Origin of the sequence: Kyrpidia sp., from assembly GCF_023512215.1 — a bacterium.
GTDB classification, from domain to species: domain Bacteria; phylum Bacillota; class Bacilli; order Kyrpidiales; family Kyrpidiaceae; genus Kyrpidia; species Kyrpidia spormannii.
On the sequence record NZ_JAILZZ010000007.1, the window covers coordinates 78102 to 94879 of the forward strand.

The 16778-nt window shown below is 60.4% G+C and carries 15 protein-coding genes; all 15 read right to left on the bottom strand.

Annotated elements, in window-relative coordinates:
• Positions 1-11: 11 nt before the first annotated feature.
• On the bottom strand, positions 12-1058 hold the full coding sequence (locus K6T64_RS04845; RefSeq protein WP_288008799.1) for a CaiB/BaiF CoA transferase family protein: 1047 nt from the start codon (positions 1056-1058) through the stop codon (positions 12-14).
• A 46-nt stretch (positions 1059-1104) separates the two neighbouring features.
• Entirely contained in the window at positions 1105-1452 is a 348-nt protein-coding gene (locus K6T64_RS04850) for a histidine triad nucleotide-binding protein (RefSeq protein ID WP_100668244.1), read from the bottom strand.
• 15 nt (positions 1453-1467) lie between these two features.
• A complete protein-coding gene (locus tag K6T64_RS04855; RefSeq protein ID WP_157935497.1) occupies positions 1468-2373 on the bottom strand; it encodes a decaprenyl-phosphate phosphoribosyltransferase in 906 nt (301 codons plus the stop codon).
• Between the two features lie 151 nt (positions 2374-2524).
• Positions 2525-3607: a 3-isopropylmalate dehydrogenase gene (gene leuB / locus K6T64_RS04860; protein ID WP_170086038.1), complete on the bottom strand. Its 1083-nt coding sequence runs from the start codon at positions 3605-3607 to the stop codon at positions 2525-2527.
• Positions 3600-5198 carry a 2-isopropylmalate synthase gene (locus tag K6T64_RS04865; RefSeq protein ID WP_269153024.1) on the bottom strand — a complete coding sequence of 533 codons (1599 nt, stop codon included), beginning with the start codon at positions 5196-5198 and terminating at the stop codon, positions 3600-3602. The genes leuB and K6T64_RS04865 overlap by 8 nt, the downstream gene beginning before the upstream one ends.
• Entirely contained in the window at positions 5195-6181 is a 987-nt protein-coding gene (locus tag K6T64_RS04870) for a ketol-acid reductoisomerase (protein ID WP_100669456.1), read from the bottom strand. Before K6T64_RS04870 ends, K6T64_RS04865 begins: the two co-directional genes overlap by 4 nt.
• Before the next feature lie 69 nt (positions 6182-6250).
• The gene (gene ilvN, locus K6T64_RS04875) at positions 6251-6745 is read right to left on the bottom strand and encodes an acetolactate synthase small subunit (RefSeq protein WP_100668248.1); all 495 of its coding nucleotides are present in this window, start codon (positions 6743-6745) and stop codon (positions 6251-6253) included.
• Positions 6742-8409: an acetolactate synthase large subunit gene (ilvB, locus tag K6T64_RS04880; protein ID WP_232059845.1), complete on the bottom strand. Its 1668-nt coding sequence runs from the start codon at positions 8407-8409 to the stop codon at positions 6742-6744. Before ilvB ends, ilvN begins: the two co-directional genes overlap by 4 nt.
• 100 nt (positions 8410-8509) lie before the next feature.
• Positions 8510-9415: a branched-chain-amino-acid transaminase gene (gene ilvE, locus K6T64_RS04885; protein ID WP_013074975.1), complete on the bottom strand. Its 906-nt coding sequence runs from the start codon at positions 9413-9415 to the stop codon at positions 8510-8512.
• A gap of 466 nt (positions 9416-9881) precedes the next feature.
• A complete protein-coding gene (gene pheA / locus K6T64_RS04890; RefSeq protein ID WP_100668250.1) occupies positions 9882-10763 on the bottom strand; it encodes a prephenate dehydratase in 882 nt (293 codons plus the stop codon).
• 78 nt (positions 10764-10841) lie between these two features.
• Positions 10842-12095, bottom strand: a complete 1254-nt coding sequence (locus tag K6T64_RS04895; RefSeq protein ID WP_483306128.1) for a glutamate-5-semialdehyde dehydrogenase — start codon at positions 12093-12095, stop codon at positions 10842-10844.
• Positions 12086-13195, bottom strand: coding sequence for a glutamate 5-kinase (gene proB, locus K6T64_RS04900; protein WP_170086045.1), 1110 nt, complete (start codon positions 13193-13195; stop codon positions 12086-12088). Before proB ends, K6T64_RS04895 begins: the two co-directional genes overlap by 10 nt.
• Before the next feature lie 55 nt (positions 13196-13250).
• Positions 13251-14546, bottom strand: a complete 1296-nt coding sequence (locus tag K6T64_RS04905) for a homoserine dehydrogenase (RefSeq protein WP_170086046.1) — start codon at positions 14544-14546, stop codon at positions 13251-13253.
• Between the two features lie 147 nt (positions 14547-14693).
• A complete protein-coding gene (locus K6T64_RS04910; RefSeq protein WP_288008802.1) occupies positions 14694-15584 on the bottom strand; it encodes an NAD(P)-dependent oxidoreductase in 891 nt (296 codons plus the stop codon).
• A gap of 102 nt (positions 15585-15686) precedes the next feature.
• Positions 15687-16565 carry a hypothetical protein gene (locus K6T64_RS04915; protein WP_170086048.1) on the bottom strand — a complete coding sequence of 293 codons (879 nt, stop codon included), beginning with the start codon at positions 16563-16565 and terminating at the stop codon, positions 15687-15689.
• Between the last annotated feature and the right edge of the window lie 213 nt (positions 16566-16778).

The window sequence follows — 16778 nt, forward strand, 5'->3', positions numbered from 1 at the left end:
CACATCTTCGTTCAGTCTGCCGACGCCAAGGCCTCTCGAACCCACGGCCACGTGTGTTCTCCCAGAGCCGGACCCTGGCCCGGGCGAAACGCGGGGTGGTCGGAAAATCGTTCGACCACCTCGGGAACGGTGAGAACCGGCATCAAACAGCAGTCCCACTGTTCACCAAGGGTCGCCCACTCATCCCGGGGCCGGGATCGAAATAATTCAACCATCTCCCGGTACACCGGATTCTCAGAACACGCGGGAGACCGGCTTTTGTCTCGCCACTGTGGCCGACCCACACCTTGACAAAATCGATCCCAAAACTTTTGTTCCAGGGCACCCAGGGAAACCCAGCCATCCTTCGCCCGGTATAGATGGTAGCAGACCACTCCGCCATTGAGCTCTTGTTTCTCCGGACCCGTGGGCACACCGGCCCGGGCCAGGGCTCCATTCACCGCTTGAAAAGACAAAAGCATGTCCTGCATCGCAACGTCGAGGTAAGCCCCCTGCCCGGTGCGTTCCCGGCGCCACAGGGCGGCGAGCACCGCCTCCACCACCGCCACTCCGCCGGCATAGTCGGCCACAGTAATCCCCGGGACTGCCAGGTGCTCCTCATCGCCGATAGCAACGCCGGTCACCGCCGTCACCCCGGTGACGGACAAGTAGTTAATATCATGGCCGGCCAGGTCAGCCCAGGGGCCTTCCTGCCCGTAGCCGGTCACTGAACAGTAGATGAGCCGGGGATTGAGCGGCCGAACCGACGGTTCGTCCAACCCCATCGCCTTCATCACTCCAGGGCGATAACTCTCGATGCACACGTCCGCGGCCCGAATCAAGGCGAGCGCTTGGCGACGGCCCGTTTCCTCCCGGAGGTCCAGGGCGACGCTTTGTTTCCCGCGATTGACCGCATCGTAGGGCGGTCCGAACAACCGCATGGGATCGCCGCCCCGTATATCCTCCACCTTGAGCACCTCGGCCCCGAGTTGTGCCAGTCGCCAAGTTCCAAAGGGACCGGGGAGAAGTCGAGAAAAATCAACGATCCTTAATCCGGCTAACGGTTTTGTCCCATCCACGTGTCCCAGCCTCCTCGTTTTTGAATCCCCGACCCCGGCGTCCGATTTAACCCGGCGGCCAACCGAGCCGCCTGCCGCCCAGGATGTGATAATGGAGATGAAACACCGTTTGATGGCCGTCCCGCCCGCAATTGGTCACCACCCGAAATCCGGTTCTGGCCACGCCCGTCTCCTCCGCCACCCGGCGGATCGCCCCTTGGATCCCCTTCAGGATCTCCACCTCCTCCTCGCCGAGCTCCAATACCGATGCAAGATGGCGGCGGGGAATCACCAGGACGTGGACCGGGGCCTGGGGGGCGATATCGTGAAAGGCGACAACATGCGCATTCTCGTATACTCTGCGTGCAGGGGATTCGCCTTGCACAATGCGGCAAAAAATGCAATCAGCCGCCATGAGCGCTCACTCCTTTTAGAGCCACGGCCAATAGACGACGGCAAAACTCGCCCCCACCCACAGGAGGCCGTTGATCACAAAGGGGGTGTCTCGCACCACAATCTGATCGGGATTCTCCCCTTCATTTTTCTGATTGACCAAGTAGAGATAGCGAAAGAGACCGTACATGACAAAGGGAACGGTCACCATCGCTCTGGGACCTTGAGGTCCACTGAAGGTGTACATGGCGTACGTCATAATGGTGGCGGCTGTCGAGATCGAAATCAGCTGGTTGAGGAGATCCACCGTGTACACGCCGAGATTGGCCCGATGGACCGCCGCTTGATCCTCCAGGGCGGCCAGTTCCGCCCGGCGTTTACAAAGGCCCAGCACGGAGGCCAACAGGAAGGTCGTGAGCAAAAGCCACGGACTCGGCGGCACTTCGGCAGCAAACGCCCCGGCCACCACCCGGAGGACAAACCCGAAGGCAATGATTAACACGTCGACGATGGCATAATGTTTCAAGACAGTGCTGTACAGCAAATTCATCAACCCGTAGATCAGCAGCACCGTCGGCACTCCAGCGCCCGTGTCCGCTACCCAGCCCAACCACTCGGCCACCACAAAGAGGGCGGCAGCCAAAACCACCGCCGGCCCCGGGGACACCCGGCCGGACGCCAAAGGGCGGTGCTTTTTTTTCGGGTGAGCCCGATCCCTGTCCATGTCCATGAAATCGTTGACCACGTACACGGCACTGCTCATGAGACAGAATGCCACCGTGGCCGCCACCGTGGCCCACAGGGAACCCCAGTTGCCAATCTTGCCGGCAAAAAACACCGGCGCCAAGACAAAGACGTTTTTCATCCATTGACGGGGGCGCATCAGTGTCCATAAATCGCTCCCCATAGCCGAAATCGCTCGGCGGTGCGTATCCCGTTCCACGATGTTCCCCCCGGTCTCTTCAACCTCACCGGTTCCCTGCAGCCCGTGAGGTTTTCTCCTTCGAGATACACATCCCATTGTACACGAAAAGCGCCCGGGGGAAATCCCTCCCAGGCACGTTCCGCCAGACTCCGCTGCTTCTCAAACCGGTTTACTCGAGTTCCAACCTTTCGAGAACGGCCTCGGTGATCTCCTCCGTCCGGCTGATGCGATCCCCCGGGCCCGCCAAGTCGGCCGTTCGATACCCTTCCTCCAGCACACGATCTACCGCTCGGACGATGGCCTGATCCGCCCTGGGTTCATTCAGGCTAAAACGATACATCAGCCCGACAGAGAGCATCGTACCCAAAGGGTTCGCGAGACCCTGCCCGGCGATATCCGGCGCCGAACCGTGAACAGGCTCGTACAGTCCTGGCCCATCGCCGAGGCTGGCGGAGGGCAACATCCCGATAGAGCCGGTGAGCACCGCCGCTTCGTCGCTGAGAATATCGCCAAACATGTTTTCCGTGACAATGACCCCGAACTGGTTCGGACTGCGAACCAATTGCATGGCGCAGTTATCCACCAGCATGTGGCCAAAAGGCACATCGGGGTAGTCTGTTGCCACCCGCTCCACCACTTCCCGCCAGTGGCGAGAGCTTTCGAGCACATTGGCCTTGTCAACGGAAGTCAGCGCTTTTCCCGCTTTCCGGGCGGCGTCGAAGCCCAGGCGGACGATACGCTCGATTTCCGCCGTGGTATACACCAGCTCGTCCACCACCCGCGTGCCGCCGTCGATGGGCTCCCGTCGTTTCGGGCCAAAATACAGTCCGCCCGTCAGCTCCCGGACGATCAGGAGATCCACCCCCTCCACCTTTTCCCGGCGAAGAGGGGAGGCGCCGAGAAGGGGCGTATAAGCCCGCACCGGACGCAGGTTTGCATAAACGCCGAGGGCTTTCCGAATCCCGAGCAGGCCCGCCTCGGGGCGCCGATCGCCCCCCAGCCGATCCCACTTGGGGCCTCCCACAGCACCGAGGAGCACGGCGTCGGCTTCCCGGGCGGCTTTCAATGTGCCCTCGGGCAGCGGCTCTCCAACGGCTTCAATGGCCGCCCCGCCGATGGCGTGTTCCTCAAAGATCACCTCGTGACCCAAGGCCTCGGCGACGGCTTCGATGAGCCGCCGCCCTGCCTGAACCACCTCGGGTCCGATTCCGTCTCCAGGCAGCAGGACAAGGCGATAGACCTTTTCAGACACCCGCTTTCACCCGGGCTGCTCCCGCAGACCGCCCCTGCCCCGCCGCCAACCGATTCACAGCATCCAGGTAGGCTTTCGCACTGGCTTCCAATACATCGGTGCTCACACCCCGGCCGCTCACCACGGCTTCACCCTGCCGCACCTGGACCCGCACCTCGCCGAGGGCATCCCGGCCACCGGTGACCGATTGAATCTGATAACTCACCAGTTCAGTCGCTCCCCCCGTCACCCGGTCAATAGCTTGATAAATAGCGTCCACGGCGCCGTTGCCCACCGCGGCTTCTTCCACCACGGTCCCGTCCGCCAGCCGCACCCGGAGCGTCGCCGTGGGAACGGCGGTGTTGCCGGCGGAGATGTGCAGGTACTCCAGTTGATAAAGGTCCGAGCGTTCAACGGTATGACTGTCGTCCACCAAAGCGGCGATGTCGTCGTCCGTCACTGTTTTCTTTTTGTCACACAGGTCTTTGAAACGTTTAAACAACTCATTGACCTCTTCATCGGAGAGCTGATAGCCCATCTCCGTCAGCTTTTCCCGGAAGGCGTGGCGCCCGGAGTGTTTGCCGAGCACCAGTTTGCTTTCCGCCACCCCGATCGTTTCGGGTTTCATAATCTCGTAGGTCAGCTTCTCTTTCAGTACCCCGTCCTGGTGAATGCCGGATTCGTGCGCAAAGGCGTTCGCCCCGACGATGGCTTTGTTCGGCGGCACCACGAAGCCTGTGAGTTTACTCACCAGTCGGCTGGTGCGGTAGATCTGATTGAGCACAATGTTCGTTTTCGCCTGGTAGAAATCCGGCCGGGTCGCCAAAGCCATGACTACCTCTTCTAAAGAGGCGTTGCCCGCCCGCTCTCCGATGCCGTTGATCGTGACCTCCACCTGGGTGATTCCCGCCTCAATGCCCGCCAGGGTGTTCGAGACCGCCATCCCCAGATCGTCGTGGCAATGGCTGGACAGCTTGATTTTTTCGATCCCTGGCACCCGCTCCCGCAAAGCCCGGATCTTTCCCGCGTACTCCTGGGGCGTTAGATAACCCACTGTATCCGGGACATTGAACACCTTGGCCCCGGCCCGGATGGCCACCTCGGCTACTTGGCAGAGAAAGTCGATGTCCGTCCTCCCCGCATCTTCAGCGGAGAATTCCACGTTGCTCATATACTTGACCGCATAGCGAACGGCGGCGTCGATCTGCTCCAAAACTTGTTCCCGGGTCAATCTCAGCTTGTGCTGAAGATGGATGTCCGAGGTTGCCAGAAAGACGTGAATTCGCGGGTCTTCGGCATCCCGCAGGGCTTCATACGCCCTGTCGATATCCGACTGGACACTGCGGGCCAAACTGCACACGGTCAACCCGCGCACCTCCCGGGCAATTTCCGCCACGGACTCAAAGTCGCCCGGCGACGCCGCCGCGAATCCGGCTTCGATGACATCCACGCCGAGACGGCCCAACTGACGCGCGATCTCCAATTTCTCCTCCCGGCTGAGGTTAATTCCCGGGGATTGTTCGCCGTCCCGCAGCGTGGTGTCGAACACCTCGATGGTCCGCATGTGTGCCACCTCCCGCGTGTGTACCGCTCTGTAACGAGCGGAGGTCATTTTTTAATCCAAGTCATCATTTCCCGCAGTTTTCCGCCCACCACTTCGATGGGATGATTCTGCTCCGCTTTCCGCCTGGCGTTGAAGAACGGCCGGTTGGCCTGGTTCTCCAGAATCCATTCCCGGGCGAATTGCCCACTTTGAATCTCTGCGAGGATTTTTCGCATCTCGGCCCGGGTCTCCTCGGTGATAATCCGGGGCCCGCTCCGGTAATCCCCGAACTCCGCCGTATCGCTGATGGAGTACCGCATCCGGGATAACCCGCCCTCATACATGAGATCCACGATCAGTTTCATCTCGTGCAGACACTCGAAAAAGGCGATCTCGGGTTTGTATCCCGCTTCGACGAGGGTCTCGAAACCGGCTTTGATCAGGTTGGAGACTCCGCCGCACAGTACCGCCTGTTCGCCAAACAGGTCGGTCTCGGTTTCTTCTTTGAAAGTGGTCTCGATCACCCCGGCCCGGGTCGCCCCGATACCTTTGGCAAAAGCCAGGGCGATCTCTTTGGCCTTGCCGGAGGCGTCCTGGTGAACCGCCAGCAGCGCCGGCACCCCGGTTCCTTCTTGGAAGGTGCGCCGAACGAGGTGTCCCGGGCCCTTCGGGGCGATCATGGTCACGTCCACGTCCGCCGGAGGATCGATCTGGCCGAAATGAATATTGAATCCGTGGGCGAACATCAGCATCTGGCCACTGCGCAGGTTCGGCTGCATCTCCTCCCGATACGTCTGGGCCTGGCGCTCGTCCGGGATGAGGATTTGGATCAGGTCGGCCCGCTCGGTGGCCTCGGCCACAGACAGGACTTCAAACCCGTCCGCCTCGGCTTGCTTCCAGGAACGGCCCGGACGCAGTCCCACCACCACCGATACGCCGCTGTCGCGAAGGTTTTGCGCTTGGGCGTGGCCCTGACTGCCGTAACCCAGCACTGCAACCGTCTTCCCGTCCAACAATTTCAAATCCGCGTCTTGTTCATAGTAGATTTTCAATGACAAAACGATTCGCTCCCATCTGTATAAGAATGTGAATCAAGAGATTTGCTGCCGCTCTTAAAGCGGTCAGACTCGCACTTTGACCAAGCTGCCCCGCATCAAAGCGGTCACGCCGGTTCGGGCGATCTCTTTGATGCCGTAAGGGCGAAGGAGCTCGATCAAGGCGTCGATTTTATCCATATCGCCGGTGGCCTGGACCACCAAGCTGTTCCGGCCCACATCCACGATAGCCGCCCGGAAGGGCTCAATGAGATGGGTGATCTCCGGCCGAGTGGTCGCCGTCGCCGCCACTTTGATGAGGACCAACTCCCGGGCCACCATGGGCTCTTCCGTCAAGTCGTTCACCTTGATGACATCCACCAATTTGTGGAGTTGTTTCATAATCTGTTCCAGGGTTCTTTCATCGCCGGAGGTGACCAGGGTCATGCGGGACAGCCCTGCCTCCTCGGCGTTGCCCACGGTGATGCTTTCGATGTTGAACCCTCGCCGGGAAAACAATCCGGCGACCCGGGCCAACACCCCCGGTTGATCGTTGACCAGGACCGAGAGAACGTGCTTCAATCGTCCCACCTCCCGATCATCTCATCGGTGCCCGCCCCAGGAGGCACCATCGGGAAGACATTTTCTTCTTCAGGGACGACAAAATCGACGACAACCGGTCCGGGGTGGGCGAGCATTTCCCGAATGGCTTCCCGGGCTTCCTCCGGCGTCTGGGCCCGGAGGCCGCGGATCCCGTACGCCTCCGCCACCTTCACGAAATCCGGAGCTCCCACCCGGGACTCCGCGTAGCGGCGGTCGTAGAACAACTGCTGCCACTGCCGGACCATGCCGAGAAACCCGTTGTTGATAATTGCCACTTTGACCGGCAGGCCGTTTTCTGCCACCGTCTGAAGCTCCTGGATATTCATCTGGAAGCTGGCGTCCCCGGCCACACAGATGACCGTTTCACCCGGTTTTGCCAACTGCACCCCCATCGCCGCCGGAAATCCGAAACCCATCGTTCCGAGCCCTCCGGAGGTGACCCACTGCCGGGGGCGCTTGAAACGGTAGAACAGGGCCGCCCACATCTGATGTTGTCCGACCTCGGTGGTGAGGATCGCCTCACCCCGGGTCGCGTCCCACAGCATCTCCAGGACCTGCTGGGGTTTCAACACCCCCGGCTCGGCCTTGTAGCCCAGGGGCCACTGTTCATCCCAGGCCCGGATCTGGTCGATCCAGGCCTTGGTCCCCACCGGGCCCACCTCGGGGAGCATGGCCGACAATACCCGTTTCACGTCGCCCACCAAAGGCAGGTCCACCGCCACGTTTTTCCCGATCTCCGCCGGGTCGATGTCGATGTGCACCTTTTTCGAATGCGGCGAAAATCGTTCCAACTTGCCCGTGACCCGGTCGTCAAACCGCGCCCCCACGGCAATGAGTAGATCGCATTCCATCACCGCCCGGTTGGCCGCAAAGGTCCCGTGCATGCCCAGCATGCCGACAAACAGCGGATCGGCGGAAGGAAACGCCCCCAGTCCCATCAGGGTGGAAACCACGGGAATGCCCGTTTTGTGCGCAAACTCCCGCAACTCTTCAGCCGCCCCGGAATGGACCACGCCGCCGCCGACGTACAGTAACGGCCGCCGGGACTCCCGGATTGCCTCCGTGACTTTCGACAACTGGGTGGGATTGGGTGTATACGTCGGGTTGTAGCCCCGGATAAAAACGCGCTCGGGCCACTCAAACACCGCCTTTTGGTTGGCGACATTCTTTGGCACATCAATCAGCACCGGCCCCGGTCGGCCGGTGGCGGCAATATGAAACGCTTCCCGCACCACCCGGGGAATATCCGCGGCGTCCCGCACCTGATAACTGTGTTTCGTGATCGGCATGGTAATCCCGATGATGTCGGCTTCCTGGAAGGAATCGCTGCCAATGAGGTCCGTGGCCACCTGGCCCGTAAACAAGACCAGAGGAGTGGAATCCATGTACGCATCGGCGATCCCCGTCACCAAGTTCGTGGCCCCCGGCCCGGAGGTCGCGAGCACCACCCCGGGCCGCCCGGTCACCCGGGCATACCCCTCTGCCGCGTGAACCGCTCCTTGTTCATGCCGGGTGAGGATATGCCTGATTCCGGAGCCGTACAGCGCGTCATAGATGGGCAGCACCGCGCCGCCGGGGTACCCGAACATGATCTCCACGCCTTCCCGTTTCAAACACTCCACCAACATCTCCGCCCCGGTCATCACCCTGGGGCCGGCCGCCGGGGCCGAGGCCTCAGGTTCGGGCACAACCTCCAGCTTTTGCGTTTCCATCCTCTTTCACCTCAACCCCGTCGTCTTGGTTTTAGACCTGATGGGAGGCGGCTTCGGGATACACCTGATAACCGTCCACCCGAGTCAGGGCCCGGAAATGCTCCAGCAACCGCTTGGTCATTTCCCCGGGGACGCCCCGACCGATTTCCCGGCCGTCCACCTCCACCACCGGGATCAACTCCGCGGCGGTGCCCGTCAGAAAACATTCATCGGCGACAAACACATCGTGCCGGGTAAAGGGCTCTTCGGCCACCGGGATGCCTTCCCGCTGGCAAATTTCGATGATCGCGTTTCGCGTGATCCCCTCCAACGCCCCGAGATATGTGGGTGGAGTGATAACCCGCCCGTTTTTCACGATAAACACGTTGTCACCCGACGCTTCGCAAACGTAGCCATCCTGGTTCAGAATCAAGGCCTCCAGAGCCCCGGCGCGGCTCGCTTCGATTTTGGTTAAAATATTATTGAGATAGTTTAACGATTTGATTTTCGGATTGAGAGCATCCGGATTGTTTCGCCTTGTGGGCACTGTCACCACTCGTAAGCCCTGATCATAAAATTCTTGCGGATACAATTTAATCTGATCGGCGATGATGATGACATTGGCGCCTGAGCAGTTATGCGGGTCGAGCCCTAAATCCCCGGGGCCCCGGGAGACCACCAGGCGGATATACGCGTCTTTCAGGCCATTCCTGCGCACCGTCTCCGCCACTGCCTGTTGCATCTCTTCAAAAGTCAGTGGAATCTGCAACAAAATTGATTTGGCCGACTCATAAAGCCGTACAATATGCTGGCGGAGGCGAAAGATGTTCCCACCGTACGCGCGAATCCCTTCAAAAATACCGTCTCCGTACAAAAATCCGTGATCGAATACCGAGACCGTCGCCCGTTTGGGATCGACGAACTCCCCGTTCAAGTAGATGAGTTGACCTTCACTCACCGCTCTCTCTCCCTTCTCACTTACCCCATCGGGGAAAACGGAAAAAGCCTTTCACCCCCGGCACACTTGGTGCACGGTCCGGGGCGAAAGGCTTTGTTCGCGGTACCACCCAGGTTCGTCGGCGTTTCGCAACGCACGACCTCGTGAAGTCTCTCACAATACGAGACTTCCGGCGGGATAACGGCCGCCGCTTGCCGTCGTCGCCTACTGGTACCTCCCTCTCAGGGGAAGCCGTTCGGCGAGAGGCTCAGGGGTGAGCTGGACATCGGAGATAAAGGCCGGGCTCTCACCTACCCCGACTCTCTGGGCTTTAGAGCTCCGCGTCTTCCTGTCCCCGTCATTGCCTGTGTTCTTCTTCACCGTGTCGAGTTGCCGCCGCACGGGGCAACCGATTCAAATATTTATCTCGGATTATAGATGTCGGACAAAGGAGTGTCAAGGGTTTCTTCTAAAGGTTATGTGAAGATTATGCGATGACCGGATACGTCCCGAGGTCCCGAACCGCCGCCCCAGTTTCATGAATCCCCTCCACCGCCCGAATCACCGCCGGATCCCACCACTGTCCCTCCATGTCCACAAAAAAATGATAGCTACCAAGTCCTCGGCGGGTGGGGCGGGATTCGATCCGGGTCAGGTTGACCCGTTCCCGGGCAAAACAGGCCAAAACCTCATATAAGGCGCCGGGATGGTCTTCCCCGAGGGTGATCAAGGCGGACGTCTTGCTGGAACCGTGCCGCCGACAAAATTCCCGCTGCTGATCCTCGGTCCACCGGGATTCAGCGGCCACCAACACAAATCGGGTCCGATTGTTGGCCTCGTCTTGAATCTCACTATCAAGGATTTCTAGACCGTAGATCCGGGCGGCTAAACGGGTTCCAATCGCCGCCAAATCCTCGGGATCCCGGATAACCCGTTCCGCCGCCGCGGCCGTGCTTTCAGCCGCATACTGAGGGACCCCTGGAAAGTGGTTTCGAAGATATCCTCGACACTGGGCCAGGGCCTGGGGATGACTGACAATTCCCTCGATCTGCTCTCCCGAAACCCCCGAACGGGCGAGCAGGTGGTGGGAGACGGGCAGGGCCGCCTCCGCCGCGATGACCAGTCCCCCTTCGTGGGCCAACCAGTCCAAAGTGATATTCACGGATCCCTCCAAGGAATTCTCGATGGGCACCACCCCGAAGGCCGTGGCTCCAGAAGCCGTCAGGTCGAGCACATCCGCAATGGTGTCGCAGGCCACCCATTCTTCTCCAGGGAGATCTGAAGCCAAAACGCCGGACATGACCCGGGCCGCCTCCTCGGTGAAGGTCCCGGACGGGCCGAGAAAGGCCAATTGTGTTTGTGCTGTCATTGTGAAAATCGTACCGGCTCCTCTCCACAAGAATCCAACAACCGTTCTCGAAGCAACGCCAGGCCTCCCAGCAGCCTGTTACGGGCGCACCTGGCCCCTTCCCCGGATGACGTATTTGTACGTGGTCAATTCTTTGAGGCCCATGGGTCCCCGGGCGTGCAATTTCTGCGTGCTGATGCCGATTTCCGCTCCGAACCCGAACTGGAATCCGTCCGTGAAGCGGGTGGATGCGTTGTGATACACCGCCGCCGCATCCACTTCCCGAAGAAAGCGCTCCGCCGCCTCTTTGTCTTCGGTGACGATCGACTCGGAATGATGGGTGCCGTAACGATTGATATGCTCGATGGCCGACGGCAGATCCGGCACCACCCGAACCGCCAGGATCAGTCCGAGATATTCCGTGACCCAATCCTCCTCCCCGGCCGGCACCACATCGGGGACCACGGCCCTGGTCCTCGGGCAGCCGCGGACCTCCACTCCCCGCTCCCGCAGGGACGCCACGATTCCGGGCAAGAAGGCGTCCGCCACGGCCTCGTGAACCAACAGGGTCTCAATGGCGTTACACACTCCGGGACGCTGGGTTTTCGCATTGATGGTCAGGGCCGAAGCCATGTCAAGGTCGGCGGCCTGGTCCACGTACAGATGACAGTTGCCCACCCCGGTTTCGATCACCGGGACAGTGGCCGTCTCCACGACATGTTGGATCAGCCCCGCGCCCCCCCGGGGGATCACCAGGTCCACCAGCCCCTTTGCCGTCAAAAGCTCATCCACCGCCCGGCGATCGGGGTCATCCACCAAAATCACCGCATCCGCAGGGATCCCCTCCGTTTCGAGGCTCGCCCGCAAAACCGTGACGATGGCGCGGTTGGAATGGAGGGCGTCGGAACCCCCGCGGAGAATCGCCGCACTCCCGGCTTTGACCACCAAACCCGCCGCATCCGCCGTCACATTCGGCCGGGACTCGTAAACCATGCCGACCACCCCGAAAGGCACCCGCACCTTTTCGATCCAAAGACCGTCTTTTTGTTGCCAAGCCTCCAACACTTCACCGATCACGTCGGGAAGACCTGCAACCTGGCGCAAACCCTCGGCCATCTCCGCCACCCGGCGCTCACTCAGTTGCAACCGGTCCAACAGTTCCGGCCTCACCCCCCGCTCCCGAGCCGCCGCCACGTCCTCCTCATTGGCGGCGAGGATCTTCGAGACGTGCTCCTCCAGTCCCCGGGCCATGGCCAAAACGCCCTTTTGCCGCGCCTCCGGCCCCGCCGCCGCCACTTTTCCCGAAGCCTCTTTCGCTCGAAGCGCCAATTCCTTGACAAGGGTCACCTCCATCCCTCCTCCATGATCACCAAATCGTCCCGATGAACCACTTCCGGTTTTCGGGCTGCCACACCCATCTCCCGGATATCCTGACTGCGCAACCCCCGGACATTTTGTAAATCCCTGGCGTCGTAGTTCACTACGCCCCGGGCGATCTCCCGGCCGTCTGGTCCCACAATGCTGACCACGTCCCCGGCTGAGAAGGACCCTTGAACATCCAACAGTCCCGGAGCAAGTAGACTTCGTCCGTCCCGGCAGAGCGCCCGCACCGCGCCTTCGTCCACGATGAGGCGACCCCGAGGGGCGGAACTATAAGCGATCCACCGCTTCCGTCCCCGGATGTGGGGCTGCGGCTCGACATACGTCCCCCCATCTTTGCCTTCCACTGCGTCGAGAACGGCCCGGGACCGCCTGGCCGACGCGATAACGGTGGGAATCCCGGTGGAAGAGGCAATTCGGGCCGCCTGCAGCTTCGAACGCATGCCCCCGGTACCCACCCGGGAGCGGGTTCGGCCCGCCGCCCGCCAAATTTGCGGAGTGATCTCCGCCAGCCTGGGAATCCGAACCGCGCCGGCATCGACCCGGGGGTCGGCGGTGTAGAGCCCGTCCGTATCTGTCAGCAGGACCAGAAGATCTGCGTCCACCATCACCGCCACCTGGGCGGACAGGGCATCGTTGTCCCCGAAGCGGATCTCCTCCACCGCCACGGTGTCGTTTTCATTCACAATGGGAAGGACCCGATGATGCAACAAGGTCATGAGGGTGTTCCGGGCATGGACATACCTGCGACGCTCCCCCATCACGTCCCGGGTGAGCAGAACCTGGGCGATAATGATCCCGCGCCGTTCAAAAATCCGCTCGTACGCTTGCATCAGGACGCCCTGGCCCACGGCGGCCGCAGCCTGCTTCTCGGGAATGGTAAGTCCCTCGGCCGGAAGACCCAGGCGCATCCGCCCCGCCGCCACCGCTCCGGAGCTGACCAGAACGGCCTTCCACCCATCCTTCATCAATGCGCTCAGTTGATCTGCCGCCGCCTCCATGTTTCCGGTGTGTAAGTGATTCCCTTCCATCAACGAGCTACTGCCGATTTTTACGACGACCGTTCCAGGCATGATTGACGTCCACCCATCCGTGAGGCCCCCCGGACTGCCCCAGCCCGCGAGACGCCTAATGTTCCACGTGCAAAGGCGCGTGCACCGTATGCACCACTTCGTGATCCCGCAAACGGGCCACCGCATCCATCAAATTCCCCTGGCGGACCGAATGTGTAACCACGACGATTTCCGCAAGATCTCCTTGGGAGGACTTTTGCAACATCGAGGCGATACTGACCCCGTACTGCCCGAGTACTGTGGCAACCGCGCCCAGCACACCGGGACGGTCCACCACCAGGGCCCGCAAATAAAACCGTGAACAGGTGTCCTCGATGGGTTTAATCGTCTTCCGCCGATAGCAGGGACACAGCATTCGGCCCCGCACCCCGTCCCGGAGATTCCGCACCGCTTCCACCACATCCCCGGCCACCGCACTGGCGGTGGGCAACTCCCCTGCCCCCAGGCCGTGGAACATCGCTTGGCCAATGGCGTCCCCCCGGACAAAAATCGCGTTATACGCACCTCCCACCGCGGCCAAGGGATGATCCCGGGGCACCAAGGTCGGCCGTACGGCGATCTCGATCGCCTCCTCCGCCTCGTCCTGTTTGGCAACGGCCAACAATTTGATGATGTACCCCAACTCCCCGGCGTACCGGATATCCCGGTCTGTCACTTCGGTAATTCCGGTGACATCCACCTGCGGGAACACCACCCAGGAATTGAACGCCAGAGACGCCAGAATCGCGATTTTCCGCGCCGCGTCGTATCCTTCCACATCTGACGTCGGATCCGCTTCAGCGTACCCCAATTGCTGCGCTTGGTGAAGGGCCGTCGCAAAATCCAAGCCGTCTTCGGTCATTTTCGTCAAAATATAATTGGTGGTCCCATTGATAATGCCCATGATTTCCGAAATCCGGTTGCCTGCGAGACACTGTTTCAAAGGTCGAACGATGGGAATTCCCCCCGCAACGCTGGCCTCAAACAGCAAATCACACCGGTGCGCTTCCGCCGTCTCCAGAAGGATCCGGCCGTGCTCGGCGATCAAGTCTTTGTTGGCCGTCACGACGCTCTTCCCGTTGCGCAGGGCCCGCAACAAAAGCTCAAGGGTATGGTCCATGCCCCCCATGACCTCGACGATGATATCCAGGTCGGGGTCATCCACTAAACTGTCTGCATCCGTGGTCAAGAGATCCTTCGGCACGTCCACAGTCCGCTCTTTCGCAGGATCGCGCACCGCGATCTTCTCGATCCGCACGGGGATGCCCGCCCGCAGCGCAATATCTTCCGCATTGCGCTGCAACACCTTGTACACCCCCGTGCCAACCGTCCCGAGCCCCATCAGGCCGACACGTACAACATCCTGTTTCATCTTCCTCATCCCCCCATGGACGCGCCGATCCATTTGTCTACCGTGAATGAACAGTCATCCATACACGGTAGACATTATATATCGAGTCTCGGAATTCGCCAAGGGGGAAACGCCGGAAGAACCCTCCATTTCCCCAAGAACCGCTGATCACGACCGTTTTTCCACCACAACCCCGGCCTGGCGTTCCAGTGGTTTCACCAAAGCGGAAATATCTTCCGAGCCGAGGCCCTCCGCAGCCGCCTCCCGAAACACTTGCTCGGCCACAGCCCCTTCCAGAAGGCGAATCCCTTCACCCCGGCCGAGGTCATTGGCCAGGCGAAGATCCTTGTAAAGCAAATCCACAGTGAATTTTGGAGTAAAATCCCGCTGTAAAATACAATTCGGTACACTCCGGTGCAACATTGCGCTCTCCCCGGTGGATACGGCCAAGACGTCATACAGCAGTTTGGGATCCAGGCCCATGCGGCTCCCCAGGACAAAGCCCTCCACCAGGGCTTCTTGCGTGATCCCGATGATTAGCTGATTCACAAGCTTAGCAATGTTGCCCGCGCCGCTAGGGCCGAGGTAAAAAATATGCCGGCCCATCGCCTCAAACAAAGGATGGCAACGGCGAAAAGCTTCTTCCTCTCCCCCCACCATGATGGCAAGGGTGCCCGCTTCGGCCCCCATCGGACCGCCGCTGATCGGCGCATCGAGATAAGAAATCCCTTGTCTTTTCGCTTCTGCCGCCAGCCTCCGGGAGGTATAGGGGCTGACCGTGCTGTGATCCACCACGACCCCTCCGGTTTTCATGGCAGAGAGAACGACCGAACCCACTTCGTTTACGACGGCATCGTCAGGCAAACACATCAAGACCACGTCGGTCTGGGCGGCCAAATCCCGCACATTTTGGACATAGTGCAGCCCCTCTGCCTGTAATGTTTCGATGACCGCCTGGCGGCGCGCAAAAAAAAGAGTCTCAAATCCGGCTCCTTTCAGACGGCGCGCCATGGGGGCTCCCATAGTCCCCACTCCGACAAACCCCACCCGCACGGGCATCATTCCCCCCATCCTAGTCCTGTCCCTTAGCGATTATTCTTCTCGCATTATAACATAGAGCGCGGCCGCCCGGCGGATAAACGGTGCGGCCGCATAAGGGCACTAATGGAGGGGTTGTTTTTCTAAGTGCATATCTCCCAGATGTTCATCCATGTAGTTCATCGTAAAACTGACCCGCTGCACGTCGCCGTCTGCAAACTCTCTGGCTAATAACCTCGCCACTTGGTTGGTCATCGCCTTGCCCGGCGGCTGCCAGAATTCCACCCGCCCCGTCACGCTGTTATCCAACTCATCCACCGCCACCAGGCCGATCGGCTCATGATGGCCGTTATGAAGATGATATTTGGTGTGACTTCCCTCTTCTTTATAGAGAGAGAGATGCAGAGTTTGACGGCGGCCCCGATTCCGACGCCGGCGTTTGGGCGACTGATCATTGGCCGACAGCCGGTTTTTCGCGGATTCCTTGTTGGACTCCGTGGAAGGGTCGGCGGAGACCCCGCGCCGGGACGAGGTTTGAAAACCATCCAGATCATATTCGGGGCCTTCGTCTCCGTATTGTTCGTCCTGATCTTCGGGGGCTGACCCATTCAAAATTTCACCTTCGGCGGCTTTGCGCGCCTCTTTGCGATTCGCCCCGGAAGTGTCTTGGGCGGAGTCGTGTTGTGCTTCATTTTCCTCGCGATGGCCAGTCCAAGTCGCTGGACCTTCCAAGACCGGATCGATATCTCCGTACATCATCACCACTGTGGCGTCGTTAATGTCCAGCGCCCCGGCCAAGCCCGCCACGTAGTCTTGAATGTGACTCACCACCGCGTCAACCTGATCATCGGGTAATTTCCCGCTGTCCAACTGGATCGTCCCGGTCAGCAAATGCCCCTCTCGGTAGACGAGATATACATCTCCTATCCAGCGGTGGGACAAAAAAATCCCCAATGATTCCCCACCGGCGGTTCGAAGTTCCGGACGCAACACCACCTGCATCGGCCAATCCCTCCCTCGGTCGACACTCGGAAGTATTATGCCCGGGAAGGGCCGAATCCACGCCCTGGGGTTTCAATTCCGCTCGTTCGCCATCCCGGCGGATCACTCCCCCAGAGGCCTTTGAGCACCCAGATACAAAGCCCCGCAGGAAAGATCCTGCGGGGCTTGCGGGAACGCGCCCGGCAACGTCCTACTCTCCCAGGGCCCTGCGGC

Excerpts from the sequence above, each read along its gene's own strand:
- K6T64_RS04850 (WP_100668244.1), bottom strand. The coding sequence starts at position 1,452 with ATGGCGGCTGATTGCATTTTTTGCCGCATTGTGCAAGGCGAATCCCCT.
- K6T64_RS04865 (WP_269153024.1), bottom strand. The coding sequence starts at position 5,198 with ATGACCTCCGCTCGTTACAGAGCGGTACACACGCGGGAGGTGGCACAC.
- ilvB (WP_232059845.1), bottom strand. The coding sequence starts at position 8,409 with ATGACCGGGGCGGAGATGTTGGTGGAGTGTTTGAAACGGGAAGGCGTG.
- pheA (WP_100668250.1), bottom strand. The coding sequence starts at position 10,763 with ATGACAGCACAAACACAATTGGCCTTTCTCGGCCCGTCCGGGACCTTC.
- K6T64_RS04895 (WP_483306128.1), bottom strand. The coding sequence starts at position 12,095 with ATGGAGGTGACCCTTGTCAAGGAATTGGCGCTTCGAGCGAAAGAGGCT.
- proB (WP_170086045.1), bottom strand. The coding sequence starts at position 13,195 with ATGCCTGGAACGGTCGTCGTAAAAATCGGCAGTAGCTCGTTGATGGAA.
- K6T64_RS04905 (WP_170086046.1), bottom strand. The coding sequence starts at position 14,546 with ATGAAACAGGATGTTGTACGTGTCGGCCTGATGGGGCTCGGGACGGTT.
- K6T64_RS04910 (WP_288008802.1), bottom strand. The coding sequence starts at position 15,584 with ATGCCCGTGCGGGTGGGGTTTGTCGGAGTGGGGACTATGGGAGCCCCC.
- K6T64_RS04915 (WP_170086048.1), bottom strand. The coding sequence starts at position 16,565 with ATGCAGGTGGTGTTGCGTCCGGAACTTCGAACCGCCGGTGGGGAATCA.